This is a genomic window from Rhodococcus sp. SMB37, from assembly GCF_004345605.1.
In the GTDB taxonomy this organism is placed as follows: domain Bacteria; phylum Actinomycetota; class Actinomycetes; order Mycobacteriales; family Mycobacteriaceae; genus Rhodococcus.
The window spans coordinates 1-21,329 of record NZ_SLVY01000031.1 but is presented as its reverse complement, the minus strand read 5'-3'; the positions used below and the strand labels follow the sequence as shown (position 1 = coordinate 21,329).

The 21,329-nt window shown below is 65.1% G+C and carries 16 protein-coding genes; 11 read left to right on the top strand and 5 right to left on the bottom strand.

Going from position 1 to position 21,329, the window contains the following annotated elements:
- Positions 1-106: 106 nt before the first annotated feature.
- Positions 107-3,322 carry a DEAD/DEAH box helicase gene (locus EV641_RS28510; RefSeq protein WP_132476856.1) on the bottom strand — a complete coding sequence of 1,072 codons (3,216 nt, stop codon included), beginning with the start codon at positions 3,320-3,322 and terminating at the stop codon, positions 107-109.
- 176 nt (positions 3,323-3,498) lie between these two features.
- Here EV641_RS28510 and EV641_RS28505 point away from each other — a divergent pair, with 176 nt between their 5' ends.
- The 9 genes from EV641_RS28505 (at position 3,499) to EV641_RS28465 (ending at position 13,321) form a co-directional block, all read left to right on the top strand.
- Positions 3,499-4,866, top strand: a complete 1,368-nt coding sequence (locus EV641_RS28505; protein WP_241997533.1) for a hypothetical protein — start codon at positions 3,499-3,501, stop codon at positions 4,864-4,866.
- 84 nt (positions 4,867-4,950) lie between these two features.
- On the top strand, positions 4,951-6,192 hold the full coding sequence (locus EV641_RS28500) for a MoxR family ATPase (RefSeq protein WP_199233419.1): 1,242 nt from the start codon (positions 4,951-4,953) through the stop codon (positions 6,190-6,192).
- Positions 6,189-7,427 carry a VWA-like domain-containing protein gene (locus EV641_RS28495; RefSeq protein WP_132476850.1) on the top strand — a complete coding sequence of 413 codons (1,239 nt, stop codon included), beginning with the start codon at positions 6,189-6,191 and terminating at the stop codon, positions 7,425-7,427. The genes EV641_RS28500 and EV641_RS28495 overlap by 4 nt, the downstream gene beginning before the upstream one ends.
- Before the next feature lie 136 nt (positions 7,428-7,563).
- Complete coding sequence (locus tag EV641_RS28490; RefSeq protein ID WP_054715534.1) at positions 7,564-8,211, top strand: type IV toxin-antitoxin system AbiEi family antitoxin; 648 nt, start codon at positions 7,564-7,566, stop codon at positions 8,209-8,211.
- Positions 8,208-9,002, top strand: a complete 795-nt coding sequence (locus tag EV641_RS28485; protein WP_132476846.1) for a nucleotidyl transferase AbiEii/AbiGii toxin family protein — start codon at positions 8,208-8,210, stop codon at positions 9,000-9,002. The genes EV641_RS28490 and EV641_RS28485 overlap by 4 nt, the downstream gene beginning before the upstream one ends.
- A gap of 132 nt (positions 9,003-9,134) precedes the next feature.
- A complete protein-coding gene (locus EV641_RS28480) occupies positions 9,135-9,323 on the top strand; it encodes a hypothetical protein (RefSeq protein WP_054715541.1) in 189 nt (62 codons plus the stop codon).
- A 614-nt stretch (positions 9,324-9,937) separates the two neighbouring features.
- Positions 9,938-12,037, top strand: a complete 2,100-nt coding sequence (locus tag EV641_RS28475) for a DEAD/DEAH box helicase (RefSeq protein ID WP_132476844.1) — start codon at positions 9,938-9,940, stop codon at positions 12,035-12,037.
- Positions 12,038-12,163: 126 nt separating this feature from the next.
- Positions 12,164-12,703, top strand: a complete 540-nt coding sequence (locus EV641_RS28470) for a VOC family protein (protein WP_054810341.1) — start codon at positions 12,164-12,166, stop codon at positions 12,701-12,703.
- A gap of 177 nt (positions 12,704-12,880) precedes the next feature.
- Positions 12,881-13,321: a VOC family protein gene (locus tag EV641_RS28465; RefSeq protein WP_132476842.1), complete on the top strand. Its 441-nt coding sequence runs from the start codon at positions 12,881-12,883 to the stop codon at positions 13,319-13,321.
- Positions 13,322-13,402: 81 nt separating this feature from the next.
- Here EV641_RS28465 and EV641_RS28460 read toward each other — a convergent pair whose 3' ends face one another.
- Genes EV641_RS28460 through EV641_RS28450 form a run of 3 tightly spaced genes read right to left on the bottom strand, consistent with a single transcriptional unit; the run spans position 13,403 to position 16,832 of the window.
- Entirely contained in the window at positions 13,403-14,194 is a 792-nt protein-coding gene (locus EV641_RS28460) for a hypothetical protein (protein ID WP_132476840.1), read from the bottom strand.
- Positions 14,195-14,250: 56 nt separating this feature from the next.
- Positions 14,251-16,506: a hypothetical protein gene (locus EV641_RS28455; RefSeq protein ID WP_054715553.1), complete on the bottom strand. Its 2,256-nt coding sequence runs from the start codon at positions 16,504-16,506 to the stop codon at positions 14,251-14,253.
- Positions 16,503-16,832 (bottom strand): hypothetical protein, encoded by a 330-nt coding sequence (locus tag EV641_RS28450; RefSeq protein ID WP_132476838.1) that lies wholly within the window; start codon positions 16,830-16,832, stop codon positions 16,503-16,505. The genes EV641_RS28455 and EV641_RS28450 overlap by 4 nt, the downstream gene beginning before the upstream one ends.
- A 95-nt stretch (positions 16,833-16,927) precedes the next feature.
- Here EV641_RS28450 and EV641_RS28445 point away from each other — a divergent pair, with 95 nt between their 5' ends.
- Entirely contained in the window at positions 16,928-18,433 is a 1,506-nt protein-coding gene (locus tag EV641_RS28445; RefSeq protein WP_054718987.1) for a protein adenylyltransferase SelO, read from the top strand.
- Positions 18,434-18,478: 45 nt separating this feature from the next.
- On the opposite strand, the gene EV641_RS28440 is transcribed toward EV641_RS28445, so the two are convergent.
- Complete coding sequence (locus tag EV641_RS28440) at positions 18,479-19,441, bottom strand: DUF2332 domain-containing protein (protein WP_054718991.1); 963 nt, start codon at positions 19,439-19,441, stop codon at positions 18,479-18,481.
- A gap of 331 nt (positions 19,442-19,772) precedes the next feature.
- On the opposite strand from EV641_RS28440, the gene EV641_RS28435 reads away from it, so the two are divergent.
- Entirely contained in the window at positions 19,773-21,203 is a 1,431-nt protein-coding gene (locus EV641_RS28435) for an ABC transporter substrate-binding protein (protein WP_241997532.1), read from the top strand.
- Positions 21,204-21,329: the final 126 nt, after the last annotated feature.

Genomic DNA, 21,329 nt, shown 5'->3' with positions numbered 1-21,329 from the left:
AGGAAGCCATGTAACGTGCTCGCGGAGTTGATCGCGGGTGTTGCGTTAGCGTCCTGAATCCGCCCGGCGTATCGCGACGAAAACTGCACACTCGATTCCGCTGGCGTCAGTGCAGCAACGCGCGGATATCGTCAGCGTTCAGCGCAGACGAGAACATCTCCCCGTCGTCGACCACGGAGGAGAACAACTCCGCCTTGCGGAGCTGCAGGGCCCGAACCTTCGCTTCGATGGTGTCGCGGGCGATCAACCGGTACACCATCACGTTGCGGGTCTGCCCGATGCGGTGCGTGCGGTCGATTGCCTGGGCCTCCGTCGCGGGATTCCACCACGGATCGAGTAGGAAACAGTAGTCCGCTTCCACCAGGTTCAAGCCGAACCCGCCGGCCTTGAGACTGATGAGGAACACCGGCGCCGCCCCGGACTTGAAGTCCTCGAGCACCTTCCCGCGTTTGCGGGTCTTGCCGTCCAAATACAGGTAGTCGATCCCGGCAGCGTCGAGCCGTGCCCGGACACGGTCGAAGAACCCGGTGAACTGGCTGAACACCAATGCCCGGTGCCCACCGGCGATCACGTCGTCGAGCTGTTCGAGCAACGCATCGATCTTCGCGGAACCGACTTTGCCGTGCGCGTCGTCGACCAGCGCCGGATCGAGGCTCATCTGCCGCAGCAGTGTCAGCGACCGCAGGATCGTGAAGCGGTTGCTGTCCAGGTCGTCGACGAGGCCGAGAATCTTCTGCCGTTCCCGCTGCAACTGCCGGTCGTAGAGGGCACGGTGTTTCGGTGCGAGCTCCACCTCGAGCACTTGCTCCTGCTTGTCCGGCAGGTCGGTGGCGACTTGCTCCTTCGTACGACGCAACATCAACGGCTTGATGCGCTGACGCAGCTGCACAAGCAATTCGGGATTATTGCCGCTCTCGATGGGTTTGCGGTAGTAGTCCTGGAACTTCGTGGGGTGGGGAAACAGTCCGGGTGCGGTGATCGACAGCAGCGACCACAACTCCATCAGATTGTTCTCCATCGGTGTGCCGGTGATCGCGACCTTCAGCGGCGCCTCGATCTGCCGCACGCACTGGTACGCCTTCGCCCGATGATTCTTGACGAACTGCGCTTCGTCGAGCAGCAGCATCGACCAGCCGTGTTCGAGATAGTCGCCGATGTCGAGTCGCAGTAGCGTGTACGACGTGACGACGACGTCGATACCGCCGAGCAGATCATCCAGTCCCACACCGCGTTTGCCGGCCGTCTCGGTGATCGCGACGACATTCAGATGCGGCGCGAACCGCCCGGCCTCGGCAGCCCAGTTCGGAACCACCGACGTCGGTGCGACGATGAGCACGGGGGCATCCGAAGGTCGTTTCGCGCGCGCGTGGCAGATCAAGGCGAGAGACTGCACAGTCTTGCCGAGCCCCATGTCGTCGGCGAGGATCCCGCCGAGTCCGTGGGTCCACAGGAACGTCAGCCACCGGAATCCATCGAGCTGATACGGCCGCAGCGTCGCCTGCAATGCCTTCGGCACCCGGGTCTTCGCGGTCGACTGCACGTCGAGAAGTCCTTGTACCTGCTTCTTCCAGGCCGCGGCCTGCTTGTCGACGACACCGAGCGCCGACAACTCCTCCCATATACCCGCCTGGAATCGGCTCAGTCGCAGCCGATCCGGGTCGTCGTCCTCGTGCAACGAGCGGGCTTCGTCGACGAGCCGGCGCAGCTGCTGCAGCTCCGGCTTGTCCAACGACAGGTAGGCCCCGTCGGGAAGCATCAGATACGACGCACCCTCGCTGAGCGCGGTGAACACCTCCCGGAACGGGACCGTCTCACCGTCGATCTCGATTGTGATGTTCAGGTCGAACCAATCGGAGTCCCCGGTTGCCTTGGTGGACAGTCCGATCCGCAGACTGTCGCTCACGTCGCGATAGTCTGCGGGGGTACCCTCGACCCGCACCTCCACATCGTCGCGGTCGGACAGCAGCGGCAGCAGTTCGGACACGAGACGCGCGGTGTCGAGGCCGGCGAGGGTGGCGCGCGAGAACAACCGGCGGTCGACGGTGTTGTCCAGTCCGAACGGAGCCACCACGGGCCGGATCTCGGCCAGCAGCGTGTCCTCTCCTTCCCGGTCGCGCACGGCATCGGAGAGGCGTTCGTACAACTCGACCGCGTACTCACTCTCGCCCACCGTGTACACGAATTGCCAGTGCAGGTCGGTGCGGTGCCCCGGCCGGAACGCAACCTGCAGCAGTAGGGACGGACCGCTCACCGTCGGTGCCGTGAACGAACCATCCGAGGAGGCCACTGTCGCTGCCCGTTGCAGGCGAGGGTAGTAGGCGGTCGCGAACCGCGGCACCTGGTCCGGTGGCACGGTGAGCGCATCGTTGCTCTGCAGCAGGTGCTGCATGCCGTCGGTGACGGTGTTGCGCAGCCGCGCGAGACGGAACGGGAGATCCGCCGGGGCACCGCCGTGATCGCCCGGAGGAAGATGGATCACGCCGTGGGCCGGGGCACCGATGAACCCGACCGCTGTCGCAACCTCGGCATCGCCGATGCGCAAAGTGGGGGTGACCTTGAGTCCGTCACCCGAGTCTGCCACGTCGACATGCACTTCAGCGGTCCCAGGGGGAGGTACTGCACCGTGCTTCTTCTTCGCGTAACGCAGCTCGATCCCGAGGCTATGGGCATCGTCGAGCAGGGACCACAACCTCGGCGACACCGAAGACAGGTCGACGGTGGTCTGGGCTGCGCTGTAGTAACTGCGTGTCGATGCGTTGACCAGCGCCGCGAGCTCGAGCAGCAACCGCTTGTGTTGCGCGTTCACGTCGTAGGTGTAGGCCAGGTTCTGCCAGGAGATGTTGCCGGATACCCACCCGGTTTTGCCGGGGCGGAGCACTCGGGCAGTGAGGGTCGGTGCGGGAATGTGCGCTCGCTGTGTCAACGCCAGTTGCAGCGCGAGGGGAACGCCTCTGCCGGTGTCGTCCTCTCCGAGGAGCGACTCGAACGATGCCTCCCATGAGGGAGCTACAGGGGCCACATCCTCCTGCGAGGTGAGCAGCGTGAGCAGGAGCGCGGCGGTGTGCTTGCAGTCGTAACCGACCGGGCACGAACATTCGCCGTACTCGAACTCGAGTCCCCGCGGTCCAGGGGCGAGCTGAATCTCGGCCTGATACATCCGTGTCCCGGCGATCTTTCCGAAACCGAAAAGATGTTCCTCGTCGAATCCGCAGTCGACGACCGCACCTGATGCGGCGTAGCGCTTGCCGCGGTCGAATGTGGGTCGGCCCACCGCGTCGATCAACGACTGGACGAGGTGGTCGTATCCGGGATTCCTGGACATGGAGCAGTAGTCTATGCGCCCGCACCCAGTGCTCGATTGGGGGGAGTGAAGTGCTACCGGAGGCGCGTACGGTCGACGCTGCACTGGCCGCGATTGCCACGGCACGCTACGATTGCGCCGATGACAACTTTCTCTGATCCAAGATTGGGGGCCCAGTTCGCTCACGGTGAGTGCTGATGCACTTTCCGAACGCGAACGGGTTCGACCCCCGACTGTCCTTCTGGCTGCGCGTGCGCGAGTTCGCCGTGCCGCCCTCCGTGATCGAGGCCGCAACCGCCCGACGTCTCGCTGGTGACTGGCGCGGCGCCTGTGCCGCAGCGGGATTCGATGTCGACATCGACCTACGCGCGCTGGCCCGCACGCACGGCCTCGGCGTCGCGTCGCAAGTCCTGGATGACCTACGTCACCTGGCCCCCGACCTGCTGCGCTGGCACCTACCGCGGGTGGCCCCAGACGGACTGCTGCGTCCCGGGCTGACCATCGCACTGGCCCGGTACGGGCCCGTGGGGAGCAGAAAACGGTGCGGTGGAACCGATTCGGTGCACCTGGTGGTCCGCACCGCTCCGGCCTGGGCGGATGCCGGGCAGAGGATCGTGCTGGCGCTGTGGGACGGCTCGGATTCCGCGAACCATCCCCATCCGCGTCCCAACAGGCGGTTCCGGCTCGATCTCCACCGGTACCTGTGGGATGCGCGCAGGTCCGGTGATCTGCGAATGCGCAGTGGGACAGGGCAAGTGCCGGGCCTCACCGTGCTTGACCCGGCCCTGGCCGCGATGATCCCGGAGGGCTTCGCCGTCGACCGCTGGGCGGCCGAATTCGGCATCCTGCTCCGCGCCGACCGGCATCCTGACGGACCCGTGCGCGTGCGATGCGGGGGTCGGTACGATCTGGTGGTGGAATCGGCCGCCGACGGCCCCGATCCCGCCGTGATGCGACTCGTGGACGATTACCCTCGCGGCCAGCTCGCCGCGCTGCCGATCCTGCCCGATGCCGCGACCCGGGTACTGCCCGACCTGGAGTTGATCCGATCGGGGGTCATCACCGTCGACCGGCTGCACCCGCTGGTCGCCGCAGCCCTGGATCCGGGCTGGTCGCCGCCGGTTTCATCCCGAACAGCCAGCCAGGAGAGCCGGATTCACCTGGTCGGCTGCCGTGGTGAACGACACCGGATCGGACTGCTCGACGGCGCACTGACCGCACTCGACCATGATTCCACCGAGATCCGGCGCGAGGAACTGCTCGCCGCACTGGGCGGCACCCCGCTGCCGTGTCTTCAGGCCATCGACCAGGCGCATCGCCGTCCGGACTGCCTGCCGGGCGTCCGTGAACGTCTGGACCACGGAGACTCCGCCGGGGCGCTGGCAGTCGTCGAAGGATTGCTCGGTCCTGACGCAGTCCTTCGTGACGGACCCCTGCTGGACGAACTCCGCGCGTCCGTGGACCGCCGCAGTACGTACGACCGGTTTCTCTCCGAACCAATGGAACCGCCGCCCGCGTCGCGACCTCGCCGACCCGGACGGTCGCGCCGGACCCACTCACGCTGAACCCACTCCTCGATTCCCGAAACCCACTGTTCCGCAGCACGGCCGGACGGCCGCATCCTGCTGTTCCTCTCAACACCACAGGTGATGCACATGTCTTCCACACTCCTTCCCGAAAGTCCCAGCAAAATCGAACTCGACAGTGCCGCAGCTCTGTTGGCGATGCTCGGCGCGGTCACCACCGAATCTCGCCCCGACGACCAACTCGAGGCCCTCACCCTGGCGGTGGCCGCGGATCTACCGGTACTGCTGTGGGGCGAACCGGGAATCGGCAAGACCGCCGCCCTGACCCAGCTCGCCGAGGCTGTGGACCTACCGCTGACCACCCTCATTGCGAGTGTGCACGAGCCGTCGGACTTCTCGGGTCTGCCCGTTCTCGGGGAGGACCCGGCCACCCAGGGTGTCCCGATGGCGCCGCCCGACTGGGCTGTTCGGCTCGTGGAGGCCGGCCGGGGATTGCTTTTCCTGGACGAACTGTCGACGGCACCGCCCGCCGTGCAGGCGGCCCTGCTCCGTCTCGTCCTCGAAAGACGAATCGGGGCACTGCAACTCCCACCTGGTGTCCGCATCGTGGCTGCCGCCAACCCGCCGTCCTCGGCAGCGGACGGTTGGGAGCTGAGCCCACCGTTGGCGAACCGGTTCGTGCACCTGCACTGGACCTACGACCACGACGTGGTCGTCCGAGGTCTCGGCGGGACCTGGCCACGCGCAACGCTGCCGCGCCTCGACCCGGAGAAGTTCTCCGACGCGGTGGCGTTCGCCCGCCGCGCGGTCTGTGAGCTTCTCGCCGCCCGCCCCGCCCTCGTACATCAACTGCCCAGCAGCCAGACCCGCCGCGGCAGTGCCTGGCCGTCGCCACGGAGCTGGGACATGACCGTGCGGCTGATCGCTTTCGCGACCGCTACCTCGTCGTCGAAGGACGTGCTGTCTCTGCTGGTCCGGGGGAGTGTCGGTGACGGGCCCGGTTTCGAGCTGCTGGCCGCCATCGAGCGCATGGATCTCCCGGACCCGGAGACGCTGCTCGCCGATCCGGCGTCCGCCGACCTCCCCGATCGAGGTGATCTGCGCCAGGCTGTGCTCGACGCGGTGGTCGCCGCCGTCCGCCGACGGCCGGAGAAGTCCCGTTGGGACGCGGCGTGGGCACTCCTGGTTACCGCGGTGGAAACCGGGCCGCCCGACCTCGTGGTCGTTCCGGCGACCACACTGGCCACTCTGCGCGGGGACGACTGGGAGGTGCCTGCGGCGATCGACCGGCTCGCCGGGGTTGTATCGGTGTCCCAGGCGGCGGATCAGGCCACCGACCGTGCCGCCGCGCAGGCCGGTCGATGACGGCGGCACCGGCGCTCGACGCGGACAAGATCTACGCCGCGCGGTTCTACGCCGCTCGCGCCCGGCCCTACCTCGCCACCGCCTTGTACGCGCTGCACATCGTCGCGTCCCCCCGTGTGCCGACCATCGGTGTGGACCGGCACTGGCGCTGTTACGTCTCACCTGTCTTCGTCGCGCAGCGACCAGTGGAGGAACTGGCCTCGGTCCTGGTCCACGAGGTGTCGCATCTGCTGCGCGATCACCACGGCCGCAGCGACCGCTACGCCCGCGCACACGAACTGACCTCCCGCGCCGATCGGCTACGGATGAATCTCGCCGCCGATGCGGAGATCAACGACGACGCGTTCGGCGACGGATTGCTGACACCGCACGATGCCGTACTGCCGTCGACGCTGGGATTGCCCGGCGGCCGGCTCATGGAGGACTACCTAGGCGAGTTCGGACTCGGTCCGTGGACCGACGCGGTGTCGTGGCTCGACTGCGGCAGCGGTGCCGACGGACTGAGCCGGGAGTGGGAAATGGGTCCCGAGGGTGCCAATGCGCTCAGTGACGAGCAACGAGACGCTGTCCGTTTCCGGGTGGCGCACAGCATCATCGGGCAACCGGGCAGTGCACCCCGCGGATGGCGACGGTGGGCGGAGGAGGCCTTGCACCCGCCACAGCCGTGGCGAGCCCTGCTGGGCGCGGCGATCCGCTCGGCCACGTCCTCGTCCGGCGCCGGCGATGACTACACCTACCGCCGGCCGGCGCGGCGCTCCGCCGCCGTGCCCGGCGCGGTACTGCCGAGCCTGCGGCGGACCCCACCGCGCGTCAGCGTCATCGTCGACACGTCGGGCTCGGTCAGCGACGCAGACCTGGGTAGCGCACTACTCGAGGTGGCCGCTATCGCGCGGGCCGTGGGCGGGCGCCGCGATCTGGTCACGGTGCTGTCCTGCGACGCGGCAGCCCGCGTCGTGCACCCGCTGTGCCAGGCCGAGGACATTCCGCTGTTCGGGGGCGGTGGCACGGATCTTCGCGCCGGATTCGCCAGGGCGTTGCGCAGTCGGCCCCGCCCCGATGTGGTGGTTGTCCTCACCGACGGGCAGACCCCCTGGCCCAGCAGCCGTCCGGGGTGCCGAACGGTCGTCGGCCTGTTCCCTCGAATCGTTTTCCGAGGCGAATCGAACCCCGACTACGTTCCGGACAGGCCACCGGAGTGGGCGCATGTGGTGGAGATCGGCACATCGCGCACCTGAGCGGCACCCGACGCGCGCACGGGGAACGGAATCGGCCGACAGGATTGCCACCCCTGCCTGTGGCCAGAAGTGATTGCGTAGACAGTGTGCATTTCGTAGGGTTAAAGCCTACGAAATGCACACTGAAAGGACTGATGTGGGCACATTGCGAGGGACGCCTCTGCCGGTCGAGCTGACGCGGTCCGCCCTGCGCACATTCCGTCCTCAGGATGCTGCCCGCGTGTATGCGCACCCGCGTCCCGAGCTGTCGCGGCTCGTTGACCGGGGCGTCTTGCACCGGGTGGCCCACGGTTACTACATCGTCGTCCCGCAAGACCAGGTGGGGCGTCCGTGGCTGCCCGGTCTGGAAGCCGCTGCCGCGGGGATCGCCGCGACGATCTATGGAGCGGACCGAGCTGTGCTGATGGGAATCAGCGCAGCGCGGTTACTCGGTGCGATTCCCCGCGCGCTGGCCAACGCCGTCGTCGCCGTCCCTCGTGCGCACAGACCGATCGAGTTGAGCGACCGTCGCGCCACTGTCCGGTTCGTGCTACGCGATCCCGACGCGCTCGACGCCGAACGAGTGGACACATCACTCGGCCATGTCCTCGTCACGACACCCGAACAGACAGTGCTCGATCTTGCCCGCCGGCCATCACTCGGGAACGCAGAGACCGAGATCCCCGCGGCGATCGCTACCCTCTACCGTCGCAGCGACCCGGGCCGGCTCGTCGAGCTCGCGAAGCAACAACGTCTCGTTGCCGCGTTGCGTCGTGCCGAGATCTGGGCCGGTGTGCAATCGTGAACCTCGACGAACGCGACACGGTTGCCACACAGTTCGGTGTGTCGCCGGAACAGGTGGAGCGCGACCACCTCATCTCACATCTCCTCGCCGCAATCGCGGATCGCTTCGCGGACCGCGTGCATTTCATCGGGGGCACCGCGCTCGCGCGCACCCACCTGCCGGACGGTCGTCTCAGTGAGGACATAGACCTCGTTGCTCTGGGTAATCGGAACGAGTTGGCCGTCGAACTTGACGCTGCACTCGAACGCGCTGTCGCGCGGACGCACGGTCGACTGTCCTGGGGGCCGGCGCTCGCGGCCGTCCGAGACACCGAAGCGGCGAATCTCCGTACCCGCAGCGGTCCAACTGTCAAGATCCAGTTGTTGTCCTCCCAGCACCGGACGGTGTGGCCGGCAGAACCTCGGAGGCTGGAACAGCGATACAGCGATGCGCCGCCGGCCACGCTGATCGTGCCCACGCTGCCAGCCTTCGCAGCCAGTAAGACCGCTACGTGGCACGATCGTCGCGCGCCGCGCGACCTGTGGGACTTATGGGCACTCGCTGCGATCGGGGCAATCGACGTTGCGGCTGCCGATCTCTTCCGACGGCACGGACCGACCAACAACCCACCCGGCCCTTACCTGTTCCGCACACCGCCGAGCGAGAGTGCCTGGTCATCGCAGCTGGCCGCTCAAACTCGATTGACCATCAGCGCCGTATCCGCACTCTCAACCGTCCGTAACGCATGGGTCCGTGTCACCGATCACGAGCAGGGCGATCAGCGCACACCGCGCGTGACGTTCGAGGAGTGATCGATGGCGATTCGCCCCGCGCGCTGAGCCGCCCAGGTTGGGACGACGGCCATCGGGTGGCGGCCGCAGGCACGTGACCGTCCGGGTAAGTTGTGACGGACGTGAACGATCGGATGGGCAGGGTGGTACTCGGTGCACAGTGACCGCTGGGTCGAGGTCAGTCCGTCCCCGTTCGATCATGAACGCGAAGGCCTCGAACGGATCAAGGAGATCCTTCCCGACGCCCCGCCGTTCCGGGCGTGGTCCAACTTCGAGTTCCGCGACAACCGCGGCCGCTGGCACGAAGTGGACCTGCTCGTCCTCGCCCGCGACACCCTGTAGGTCGGGAACCGAGCGGCCCACGGATCTGGCGATGGACGTGTTGGAAATAGCAATCTGGTGGCGCACCCTCGGCAGGGTGGATTTATCGGAACCGTCGATACCGCGCGATCATCGGTATCGCCGGATTACCGGCAAGCAGTTCGGGACCTATGCTGGATTTGTTGCTAGTAGCAGGAAGGCGCTGACATGACTGAACGGACACCGTCTCCATGCTTGGGCAGGCAGAGGAGCTCTCCGACCTTCTCGGGGTGAGCGTCGATGTCGTTGCACGTGGTGTCGCACGGGAGCGCGTGTCCGCCTCCGCGCGCCGATATGTTCGATATGTGAGCCGAGTTGATAATGAACGTTGCCGAGACGTTCTTGACGCCGTTGCGGATGTCGAGCGGTATATGCCGAAGGTCGGCGGTATGGACGGCGACATTCGGAACATCGCTATCCACGAGTATTTGGCGTCTGAATCCTGCGGCTGTTGAAGCGCTCGCTGCCACTATCTTCCTCTGCGCGCTGCAATTGCCGGCACGGCGAGCTCTGCACGAGATGAAGTTGCTTCAAGTCACGCAACCACGAAAGATCGACCACGTGCCTGACCATCGTGCGACCGAGCAGGACGCTTCGTGACCGACGACGCGTTCGGCCTGCTCCACCCCGGAGTCCAGTACCACCTCGCGAACACCCTGCGATGGGACGGTCTGCGCCCCACCCAAGCGGCAGCCGTCGCGCCGATCCTCGCCGGCGATGACGCTCTCGTGCTGGCTCCAACGGCCGGCGGAAAGACCGAAGCCGCGGCCTTCCCGCTGCTGTCGGCCATGGCAGAACACGACTGGCAGGGCACCTCCGTGCTGTACGTATGCCCGTTGCGGGCGCTGCTGAACAACCTTCAGCCACGTCTACACGGCTATGCGCAATGGCTCGGTCGTAGCGCTGCCGTGTGGCACGGCGACGTCGGTCAGTCCGCGCGCACACGGATCCTGCGGGAACGACCGGACATCCTGCTCACCACCCCCGAATCACTCGAAGCAATGCTGGTGTCCACGAAAGTGGATCCGCGAGTCCTGTTCGCTGGACTGCGTGCTGTCGTCGTCGACGAAGTCCACGCCTTCGCCGGCGACGACCGCGGCTGGCACCTGCTCGCCGTCCTCGAACGACTGGCCCGCGTCGCAGGCCGCGACATCCAGCGCATCGGTCTGTCGGCGACCGTCGGCAATCCCGACGAGTTGCTGGCGTGGCTGCAGGGGAGCACAACCGATCGGCCGCGCCGTGTCGTCGCGCCGGACGTTGGAGCACCCGCTACTGAACCCGACATCACCGTCGACTATGTCGGTTCCGTCTCCAACGCCGCCACCGTCATCGCGTCTCTGCATCAGGGCGAGAAGCGGTTGGTGTTCGTCGACTCGCGCCGCCGCGCCGAGGAGCTCGGTGCGGCACTGCGTGATCGCGGCATCACCACATTTCTGTCTCATTCATCGTTGTCTGCCGCCGAACGACGTCAATCGGAAGAGGCGTTTGCCGAGTCCCGTGACACCGTGATCGTCGCGACGTCCACGCTCGAACTCGGTATCGACGTCGGAGACCTCGACCGCGTCATCCAGATCGGTGCACCCCGTACCGTCGCGTCGTTCCTCCAACGGCTCGGACGGACCGGACGCCGCGCCGGCACCTCCCGCAACTGCCTATTCCTGTGTCTGGACGACGAACAGGAATTGCTTGCCCTCGGCATGCTGGATCGCTGGGCGCGCGGATGGGTTGAGCCGATCACGCCGCCACCGTCCCCGCGGCACATCGCAGCACAACAGATGATGGCGTTGTGCCTGCAGGAGCACCGAATCGGTACGCGGAGCTGGCGGGACTGGTGGGGGAGTCTGCCGATCTTCGACGACGCCGCGGACAACATCATGAAGTTTCTGTGCGAACAGGGGTTCTTCGACCGCGACGGCGAATTCCTGCACATCGGACCGGAAGCCGAACGGCGGTTCGGCCGCCGCTACTTCTCCGACCTGACTGCAGTGTTCAGTGCCCCACCGGAATTCACAGTGCTCGCCGGGCGCAATGAAATCGGCACGATCGGCACCGACCTACTCACCGAAGAGGTCGAGGGACCGCGGATCCTGCTCCTCGCCGGCCGCTCGTGGAAGGTCACCCACATCGACTGGCCGCGTCGACGCTGCTTCGTCGAACCCGTCGACTCGGGTGGACGAGCAAAATGGTCCGGACTCGGTGGCGGCGTCTCGTACGAGATCGCGCAAGGTATGCGATCGGTGCTGCTCGGTGCGCCGCCACCGGGTGTCACGCTGACTCGACGAGCCGAATCAACCCTTGTAGACCTGCGAGCGAGCTATCTGCCTGCGGTCGATGTTGATGCGGCGGTCATCGCTCTTCCATCCGAAGGCAGCGGACGATGGTGGACGTGGGCGGGTACTGCAGCCAACCGCACCCTGCAGGCCTCGTTGCCATCTCTGGTCGACCCTCGGCAACGAATCGACGAGAAATCGTTGCGCCTGCTGCCCGATGTCACCGCACGCGATGTGTCCGCCGCTCTCGCACAGATTGCGTGGCGCGCGCCGACGGTCGCGGCCAATGCGGTCTCGGGACTGAAGTTTTCCGCCGCGTTACCGCCGGGCCTCGCGGAACGGACCTTGGCCGAGCGACTCGGTGATGACCAAGGCGCACACGCGGCACTCGAGGTACCGCGCACCATTCATCGCAGGTTCGAGTAGCGAGCGCGTTGTGCGAGCCCGCTCTTCGGGAACGCTCGATCGCAGTGGCGGGCGCCCAAAGGAGAATGGCAGATTCACAGCTCACGCACTTGAGGTCGTGCGGGGGCCTTCGAGAAGGGATTGTCGATGGGGATGCGCGGCATCAATCATGTCGTCCTGTATGTGTCGAACCTGCAACGAAGTCTGCATTTCTACGAGCACGTGCTCGGGTTCGAGCGATTGGCGGGGGAGTTCCCTGGTGGCGCCTTCCTTCGGCACGCGGGATCGGCCAACGACCATGATCTGGGACTGTTCCAGGCGCGCGGCGGGGACACTGTCGTGCCGGGCAGAGTCGGGCTCTATCACGTCGCGTGGGAGGTCGAAACGCTGACAGACCTCGACGATATGCGTCAGCGCCTCGCCGCCGCGGGAGCGTTGACCGGTGCTGCGGACCATGCCGCCACCAAGGCGCTGTACGCCCGTGACCCCGACGGAATCGAATTCGAAATCTGCTGGCTGGTGCCCGACGAGCGGATCGAAGAAGCACTGTATCCGGGTGTTCCGATGGTCGGCCCCCTGGATATCCCCGGCGAAACCGCTCGATACGGCGCCGAGACGCCAGGGGGACCGCGCACCGACGTCGAGGTATGGAAGCGACTCGCGGCGAGGTCGTCGGCCACGCCGTGATCTCCTCGCCGTGCGGCGGTGTAGAGCGACGAGGCGCGGTGATCAGGCCGGACCAGCACGCAGGGTTGCTTCCACAGCGGTGTCGATCCCGTCGCGCCAAGGAGGCCGTGCCCGGGCAGTACGGTCGCGGCGCCGACGACCCGGCGGGTCGAAGTTCTCGAATGGAAGATGGACCTCATGGCACACGTGCAGCGTTTCGACCATGTCGGCATTACCGTCGCGGACCTCGCCTCCGCAACGGCGTTCTTCGTGACACTCGGAATGGAGGTGGAAGGCACCGGATCTGTGCAAGGCGAATTCGTTGAGACCGTCTGCGGTATCCCCGGTGCTCACTGCGAGATCGTGATGCTGCGGCCGCCCGGCGGAGGCTCCGGCTTGGAACTCTCGAGCTTCATCACGCCCGACCACGTGCCCGGATCGCCAGCGGCGATGGCCAACGAGCTCGGGTTGCGCAATGTGTCTTTCGAAGTCGCCGACCTTCAAGCTGCAATCTACGAGGTGGCTGCGGACGGATACGGCCTCATCGGTGGCATCGGTGAATACGAGAACAGCGTGCGGATGGCCTATGTGCGTGGGCCCGAAGGGATCATTGTGTCGTTGTTCGAGCGTGTCGGTTGACCAGACCGGGACCGCAGACGCAAGTCCCTCGGTCATCGCTGGGCACTGCACTCGACAATGTGACTGGATCGGCCTGCGTCGTCATCGACCCTCCGCTGGTCCGATCCACTCGGGGAATTGCGGAGCGAGGGGGGTTCCGGGCACGACGCCGGCCGCGCGGAACGTGGTGTTGCCGTCAACTTTCAGCGTGTCTGGGTGGTTTGCCAGCCACCAGGCGGTGCAGGCGGGTTCGGCAACGTGTTTCTCCATGTTGAGGCTTTGCGGGATCAGATGAGTGATTCTCCAGGTGCCGAAAACGTTCCAGGTGGGGGTGCGTCGGGCGCGAGGATCATGGTTTGCACGGTCGGTGTCGGCGATGCCGGGGAGGCCCGGGGTGTCGGCAGTGTTGTGCAGGGAGGCGGTCCATGAGAGCCCGTGACGGGTGATGTGGTCGTTGGTTGTGGTTTCGGTGTACACGATATCGTCGCAGATGCTTGCGGTGATGTCGGTGGGAGTTTCGATGAGTTCGGTGATGTGGTACCGGATAGTGTGTTTGCTGACTTGGTCCCAGTCGGTATTCCCAGCGTCGGCCCCCCGGACGATGTTCTGGATGGAGGGGTGGGGATAGCCGATGGCTTCTCGGTATCCGGGGAAGGAGTTGGTGATCGAGTACATCTCTGTTTGCCAACTGGATTCGAATGTGGCTCGGATGAGTTCTGCTTCACGACTGAGCAGGTCGATGCCGGGTTCTGCGGACCATGAGCTTGTGTAGATCGGTTCGAAATCCGGTGGTGTGTCCCGGTCGCCAGGGGCGTGTGAATTCGGTTGGGTGGTGCAGCTACTGACGAGTGCGGCGAGGGTGACGGTGATCGCGATGCGACTGAGGTGGACCATGGAGACTCTATTCGGCTATCTGTTGTGGTGCGTGGATGCGCGTGGACCTGTGGTGGTCAACTAGGTGGCTTGACTTCGTCATACGCGAGACGAAGACCGTACTGGTTACCCGATTCGCTCAACAGATTGGCGAGCAGATAGTCAGTAGCTGACCAACTCGCGGTGTTGCCAGATACTGAAAAGAGCTCATCGTAAGGACGGATATTTCCGTTTTCCTCGAATACATCGCGATATTTGGTTCGAAGATCTTCTGGGAAGTCTTGAAATGCCGCCAGAGAAAAGTAGCTGAGGCGCTGGAAATTTGGACGATTCACGTAAGCTTCGGCTGCGGGGTCCGGTTTGGGGCCGATCACCGATTCCTTCATTGGCTCTCCGCCAGCGGAAATAGTGTCGAAGAGCAAATCAGTGCCGGGGAGAACATGACCTCCGAGCCACGTTACAGCGTTGTAGGCGTTTGCCTTTTGTTCGTACACAGCCAGGTCGCGGGCGGCATCGTCGTCGTACCGGTCCTGCATCGACATTTCGATGCCCTTGTCGGTCAACGCCAAGAGTTGCCCGGCGTTGGCGAGATGCTGGTTCGAATTCGGAGCATCCGGGTTCTCTCCGAATCGGATCTGGGCCGAGACGGACTCTTGCAGGGCGTGGGATTGGAAGTGCGTCCCAGCTTCCTCATCCGTACTCAACGCGGCGAAGACGTTGGCGGATCCACGGTAGCTTCGGGAACCCTCGGGGTCCGTCCACCCCTCAATGTCGAAGCCGGGCCGATCAGGTACTTCGACGTTCACGAGGCTCGGGATGTACGGGGTCATACTGTGGGAAATGGTGCGCACCAGTTCGGGGTTCACCTCGCCGATGGATTGATGGTCCGTACCGGGGATGCTCGACATCTGCTGCCACGCAGCATCTGTGCTCATCGCCGCCGCGACCGCCGACATGATCTGTCCACTCCGTGTCGCCTCTGCAACATCGACGGGATCGTTGGGATCCTGGACGGCGCCCTCTATTTCGTCGAAGTCGAACATCGGCTGTATGGCGGATTCATCGGACCACGAGTGGGTCAGGACGTCCCGTACGAAGTCTGAGCCGTTCGCGTCTGTGACCGCCTGCTCGACGGCGATCCGATCGTCGGAGACGGCTGCGAATACCGGGTCGAGGTACGGATCTCGAGGGGTGAAGCCGTCGACCTCGAAGATGGTCATTTCTCCCTGAGGATCCTGATCGTGTGTGACGTGCGCATCGAGATACTCGCGACCGGCAGCGAGGAGCTGCCTGTCGAGGTCGCTGCCGTTGCGGTACTCGCCGTCCCCTGCGGAGACGATCGATGCGATTGCATGCGCATCCGGAACACCGTGGAGCGTGGTCTGACGCAGGGCAGTTCCTCCCATCGACTCGACACCGTGGACCACGCGGTCTTCACGCGACAACGAGTCGCGGATGCCCTCGGGGAGGAGGTCGAAGCCGCCCTGCGCGGGGACGTCGGGGTCTCCGCTGGTCGCGACGGTGACGGTGTCGGTCGAGATGATCTGCAGCGAGTTGGCTAGACCTGCCCGTGCTTCTTCCGGGAGGGACGACATCAATTGTTCCAGCTCGCGTGGGCTGAGTGTGTCGAGTGAGCGGGCGACGGTGTTGAGATACTCCATCTGTGAGGCCGGTATCGATGTGGATTCGCCGGCGCGCAGGTCGGCGAGTTGCTCAGGCGTGAGAGTTCCCGATTCGACGATGCGGTGCAGGGTCTCGGCGTCAGCGGTTCCGGCCGCAAGGGAGGCGGCATCGGCCGTGGCCTGGGTGTCGCCGAGCGCGGCTGCGGAGGTGAAGGCGATCCGCAGGCTGGTGCGGGCCTCTTCCAGGCTGCGCGTCAAATCGAGGTCTGCCTGTTCGGCGAGCGTGGCATAGCGCTGCAGGGTGGTTTGCAGCCCTACCCGGAACGCCTCGCGGTCTGCGTCGTCCTCGGTGCGTGGGTCGATCAACTCGAGGTTCTCGGTGATGGTGAAGCAGTTCTCCTGCGCGGTGGCGAGAGCGTCGCGGGCCACGTCGAGGTTGCCTTTGATTGCGTGGTACCCGGTGGTGATGGTTCCGGCTACGCGCCCGAGCGTGTCGACGATGCTGCGTGCTGTGGCGCGGTCGCTGTGGGCGCGCTCGAAGGCCGCTTCGGCGGCCACACCTTCCCAGTAGCGGCCATCGACCTTCTCGACGTGGGCGACGTAATCGTCGAAGAGCCCTTCGATGCTGGTTCCGAGGCTTCTCCAGCCGTCACACCAGGTGAGCAGTGATCCGGGAGTCCAGTTCTCGACCTGGGTTCTCGTCGGTGTCACGTGTGGCTGCTCGTGGTCCAGGTACCGGTGGCCGACAAGTAGGTCGCGGCAAGTTGTTCTACCACGGCGTCGTCGGCATTCTTGTACTGGACCACGGCCTGACGCATTACGTCGGCTGTTTCCTCGAACCGTTCGGTGACAGCAGCGACCAACGCTGTGTCGAGCAGGTCTGTCGAGATGCTGACAACTGCCCGGAGCGACGACAGGCTCGTCGCGGGAGCACCGATCCACGGCTCGTGGGGTATTACCTTCAGTGTTTCGGCGCTTCGTGCGAGCTGGTCGAGCCGGCCCGACAGGTGTGAGAGTCGATCAAGATCAACTCTCATGGCATCATTCGGCATGTGTCCCCCCCCTGACAGCGTTGGAGGATAGCAGAGCTGCAGGACACCAAGCGGTCGATCGAGATGGCTACCCTCGAAGCATGGCGGCTACGCAGGATTCACCAGCAGACACGAACACAGCCTTCGGTCTCGAGAGCACCTTCGTCGACGAACTGAGTGCGCTGAGCGTGTCGTGGCAGGGCGCCGAGGTTCCGGATCCGACCCTGCTCGTGCTCAACGACCAGCTCGCAGCGCAGCTGCGCTTGGACGCGGCGGTACTGCGAAGCGACGAGGGGATCGCAGTCTTGTCCGGGGCGGTCGCGCCGTCCGACGCGACACCGGTCGCGATGGCGTACGCGGGTCATCAGTTCGGTGGGTACGCGCCGCTCCTCGGAGACGGTCGGGCGTTGCTGCTCGGCGAACTTGTGGACATCGAGGGCAGGCGGGTGGATCTGCATCTGAAAGGGTCGGGGCCCACACCGTTCTCCCGGGGCGGCGACGGGTTCGCGGTGGTAGGCCCCATGCTCCGCGAATACCTGGTCAGCGAGGCGATGAATGCCCTCGGTGTGCCCACGACACGGTCGTTGTCGGTCGTGGCGACGGGCCGACCCATCCACCGCAACGGTGCCGAACCCGGGGCGGTACTCGCGCGGGTCGCGGGCAGCCATCTGCGCGTGGGAACCTTCGAACTCGCGGTCCGTCACGGCGAGCTCCTCCGCACGCTCGCCGACTACGCGATCGCCCGCCATCACCCGCAGCTCACCGAACTGCCGGCGGAAGGCGAACGGAACCGCTACCTGGCGTTTCTCGAAGCCGTGGTCGAGGCCCAGGCCTCCCTGGTGGCGCAATGGATGCTCACCGGGTTCGTGCACGGAGTGATGAACACCGACAACACGACGATCTCGGGCGAAACCATCGACTACGGTCCGTGCGCTTTCCTCGATGCCTACGACCCCTCAGCTGTGTTCAGCTCGATCGATCACAGTGGCCGCTACTCGTTCGGCAACCAACCCGTGGTACTGAAATGGAACCTGGCGCGATTCGCCGAAACGATTCTGGCACTGCTCGAATCCGATCCGAACGACGCGATCACCATGGCGACCGCCGTCCTCGACACCTTCGACGAACACTACGAGAGTCGCTTCACGCGCGGCATGGTTGCCAAGCTCGGTTTGGCCGGCGCGGACGTCGATCGGGCTCTGGCCGACGAGCTGTTGAAGCTGATGGCCGCACACGGCGCGGACTGGACAGGCACCTTCCGTGCCCTCGCAGACGAACTCCGCGGGAATTCGGCGCCACTCGACGACCTCATGCCACACGAATCCACAGGTCCGTGGCTGGAACGCTGGCGTGCGGAACTCGACAGGTACGGGCGTGGGGCGGCCGAGACGGCGGACGGGATGGACCGCGTCAACCCGCTGTATATCCCGCGCAACCACCACGTCGAGGCTGCTCTGCGCGCCACCACCACCGGCGATCTGGTCCCGTTCGAGACATTGCTGGAGGTGGTGACGCATCCGTTCGAGCGTCGTGACGAGTGGTCGGCGTACGCCGCACCCGCTCCGCGGTCGTTCAACGACACCTTCCAGACTTTCTGCGGCACCTGACGGGTCAGGAATGCATGAGCCGCGTGCGTCCGAGACAGAAAGCTCTCACCGAATCCAGTCGAGCGATTGCCCGTGTGCGCCGGTCAGTGCGACAGGTCGGCCGTCGAGGCCGAGAACGAACCTTCCACCGATCTCGTCGACGGGGCCGCCCAGCCGGCGGGTGATGTGGGGGAGAACGCGTGGACTCTCGTTGGATATCCAGCGGCACGGTAATGCTCGGACGGTCTGCTCGAACGCTGCGCGTTCGGCTGGGCCCACGTAGTTGAGTACGGCACTGTGGAAGACAACGACAGTGGTGCCTGTGGGCGTTTGATCCACCAGGTCGGCGACAGCGGTGTTGAGGTCGCCGCGGACAAGATGCGGTCGATCCGCTCCGGCGATGGCAGCCGCCGAACGGAGATTTTCGCGGCGGGTGTGGTGTTCGGGCCAGATCAGACTGTCGAGCCAGGACATGTCGTCCTCGTTGGTGACATCGAGAGGATTGAGATCGAGACCGGCGCGGAACGCGATCGCGGGAAGCCGGCGGGGAATCGGGGGCTCCCCAGTGGTTGTGCAAGACAGAACCACTTGCGAGGGGCCGTCGTCCGGGTGCACTGCATGATGTTCGTCGTATACGTAGCTGTACCGATCCGGGTAGAGGCACAGCCCTGCTGAGGCGCCGACCTCGATCAGCGACAGAGGTCCGTCGAGGAGACCCAGTATCGGCAACAGCACCGCAGCTCGTCCTGCCTCGTTCGTCTGGGTCGAGTGAGCGAGGGCAGTTTGCTCGACGGCAGCCCAGTTATCGAGAGTCCATCTGCGGAAGGACGTGTACGAATCCGTGGGGGCACCGAGGTGGCGGGTGGCTCCGAGGACGAGGTTCGGTTGTCGTTTGGATTCGGGGAGTCGTTCGATGTGTTCGATGATCTCGCAGTCGTCGGCGATCTCCGAACTCAGCAGCTCGTAGGTCGGTGATATTCCGTGGGCTTCGAGCTGTGCGAATCGCTGATATCTCTCCCTGGTGGACATGGTCGACATCAGTACCGCATGGGTGGGCTCGGCGGAACATTCGTGTCTCGACAGCGGTAGAAGAATTATATTCTTGACTGTGAGAGTATCGTTTCGTCTTGTTTCGAACCACACCGAATTGTCTCTGTTCCGAGTCGGATCCGACTCTCGCGCAGTGACTCCAGTGAAGGAGTCCCAGATGCTGAACCTCCTGCGTCGCCGACCCGTGGCCCGGCGCACGATGCTGGCGGCGTTTGTCGCATCGGTGGCCTTGGTGGTGGGTGCGTGTGGGGGCAGCAGTGCAATGCGGACTGATGATGTGGAGGCGGGAGCTCCGGTTCGAGGAGGGACGATGAGGGTCGTCCAGGGTGGTGAGCCGCGCTCACTCGATCCGGCGACTCTCGTCAACGCCTGGGTATCGAACAGTCTCATCGGCAACGCGCTGTACGGAACGTTGCTGGTCAACGACCCGGAGACACTTGAGATCACGCCCGTCCTCGCAGAATCATTCGACACCGCAGACGGGGGTGCGACCTTCGAGCTGAAGTTGCGCGAGGGGCTCCTCTTCACCGACGGAACCGCGTACGACGCCGAAGCCGTCCGGTACAACTGGGAACGCATGCGTGATCAGAACTCCGGATCACCGTCGTTGATCCAGGCATCGCAGATCGCAGCTCTCGAAGTGACCGATCCGCTGACGCTGCGGGTGACACTCGCATCACCCAACCCGCACTATGCGCAGGCCGTGGTGTGGGGCGGCTTGAACTGGGTCGCTTCTCCCACCGCGCTCGAGGCGGGACGTCAGGCATTCGACGAGCAGCCCGTCGGGGCCGGCCCGTACACGATGACGCAATGGCGGCGACAGGACCACATCGTCCTCGAACGCAACCCCGGATACGAGCCGGCGCCCTACCTGGACGGAATCGAACTCGTTCACAACGGCGACACGAATCAACGCGTCAATGCCGTGATCTCGGGCGATGCGGGTCTTGCTATCGAAGCGAGCTGGGCTTCTCTCGGGCGCGCAGAAGACGCCGGTCTCCGCGTCATCGTCGAACCCACGGGCGGCGGACAGTTTCTGGCGTTGAACACCCGCCGGGCGCCGTTCGACGACGAACGCGCTCGGCGAGCGCTCGCCCTCGCTATCGATATCGACGCACTGAACGAGGTGGTCTTTGCAGGCCGCGCGGAACTTCCCCGGACCTTGTTCGACGAGTCTTCGCCGTTCTTCGCGGACATTCCGATCCCGGCGCACGATCCGGACGCGGCGCAGCAGTTGTTCGACGAGCTGGCAGCCGACGGCAAGCCCGTGTCGTTCACCTTCCTCGCCTACACCTCGGTCGAGAACAAGGCCGTCGCGGAAGCCGTCCAGGCACAGTTGAGCACATTCGAGGGTGTCGACGTTCAGGTCGAGGTCCTGGATTTCACCTCGGCCTTGCCACGGCTCAACTCCTACGATTTCGATGTGGCAATCACGTCGGCAACGATCCTCGACCCCGACACGGCGCTCTGGGGCAATTTCCACGGCGACTCGACCGGGAACTTCAGCGGCATCAACGACCCCGAGCTCAACGCCGCCATCGACGAAGGCCGGACGGCGGCCGAACTCGAGGATCGTGCCGCAGCCTACGAAACAGCCCAGCAGCGAATCGTCGACCTCAACCCTGCCGTGTGGTACATCCGTACAGCGCCGGCCGCTGTCCTCGGCGAGGGAGTCCACGGCGTGCAGATGTATGGGATGGGATCGATCCGACCTGAGCTGTTGTGGACGACGACGCGATAAGCGATTTCGAGTGTGCAGAACTTCACGCGACACGCCGGGCGGATTCAGGACGCTAACGCAACACCCGCGATCAACTCCGCGAGCACGTTACATGGCTTCCTCCAGCCGAGTGTCTTCCGCGGCCGG

Bases quoted from the DNA above. Each gene is read 5' to 3' on its own strand.
- EV641_RS28505 (WP_241997533.1), top strand. From the start codon at position 3,499: ATGCACTTTCCGAACGCGAACGGGTTCGACCCCCGACTGTCCTTCTGG.
- EV641_RS28465 (WP_132476842.1), top strand. From the start codon at position 12,881: ATGGCACACGTGCAGCGTTTCGACCATGTCGGCATTACCGTCGCGGAC.
- EV641_RS28510 (WP_132476856.1), bottom strand. From the start codon at position 3,322: ATGTCCAGGAATCCCGGATACGACCACCTCGTCCAGTCGTTGATCGAC.
- EV641_RS28500 (WP_199233419.1), top strand. From the start codon at position 4,951: ATGCACATGTCTTCCACACTCCTTCCCGAAAGTCCCAGCAAAATCGAA.
- EV641_RS28495 (WP_132476850.1), top strand. From the start codon at position 6,189: ATGACGGCGGCACCGGCGCTCGACGCGGACAAGATCTACGCCGCGCGG.
- EV641_RS28470 (WP_054810341.1), top strand. From the start codon at position 12,164: ATGGGGATGCGCGGCATCAATCATGTCGTCCTGTATGTGTCGAACCTG.
- EV641_RS28445 (WP_054718987.1), top strand. From the start codon at position 16,928: ATGGCGGCTACGCAGGATTCACCAGCAGACACGAACACAGCCTTCGGT.
- EV641_RS28435 (WP_241997532.1), top strand. From the start codon at position 19,773: ATGAGGGTCGTCCAGGGTGGTGAGCCGCGCTCACTCGATCCGGCGACT.
- EV641_RS28440 (WP_054718991.1), bottom strand. From the start codon at position 19,441: ATGTCCACCAGGGAGAGATATCAGCGATTCGCACAGCTCGAAGCCCAC.
- EV641_RS28460 (WP_132476840.1), bottom strand. From the start codon at position 14,194: ATGGTCCACCTCAGTCGCATCGCGATCACCGTCACCCTCGCCGCACTC.
- EV641_RS28450 (WP_132476838.1), bottom strand. From the start codon at position 16,832: ATGAGAGTTGATCTTGATCGACTCTCACACCTGTCGGGCCGGCTCGAC.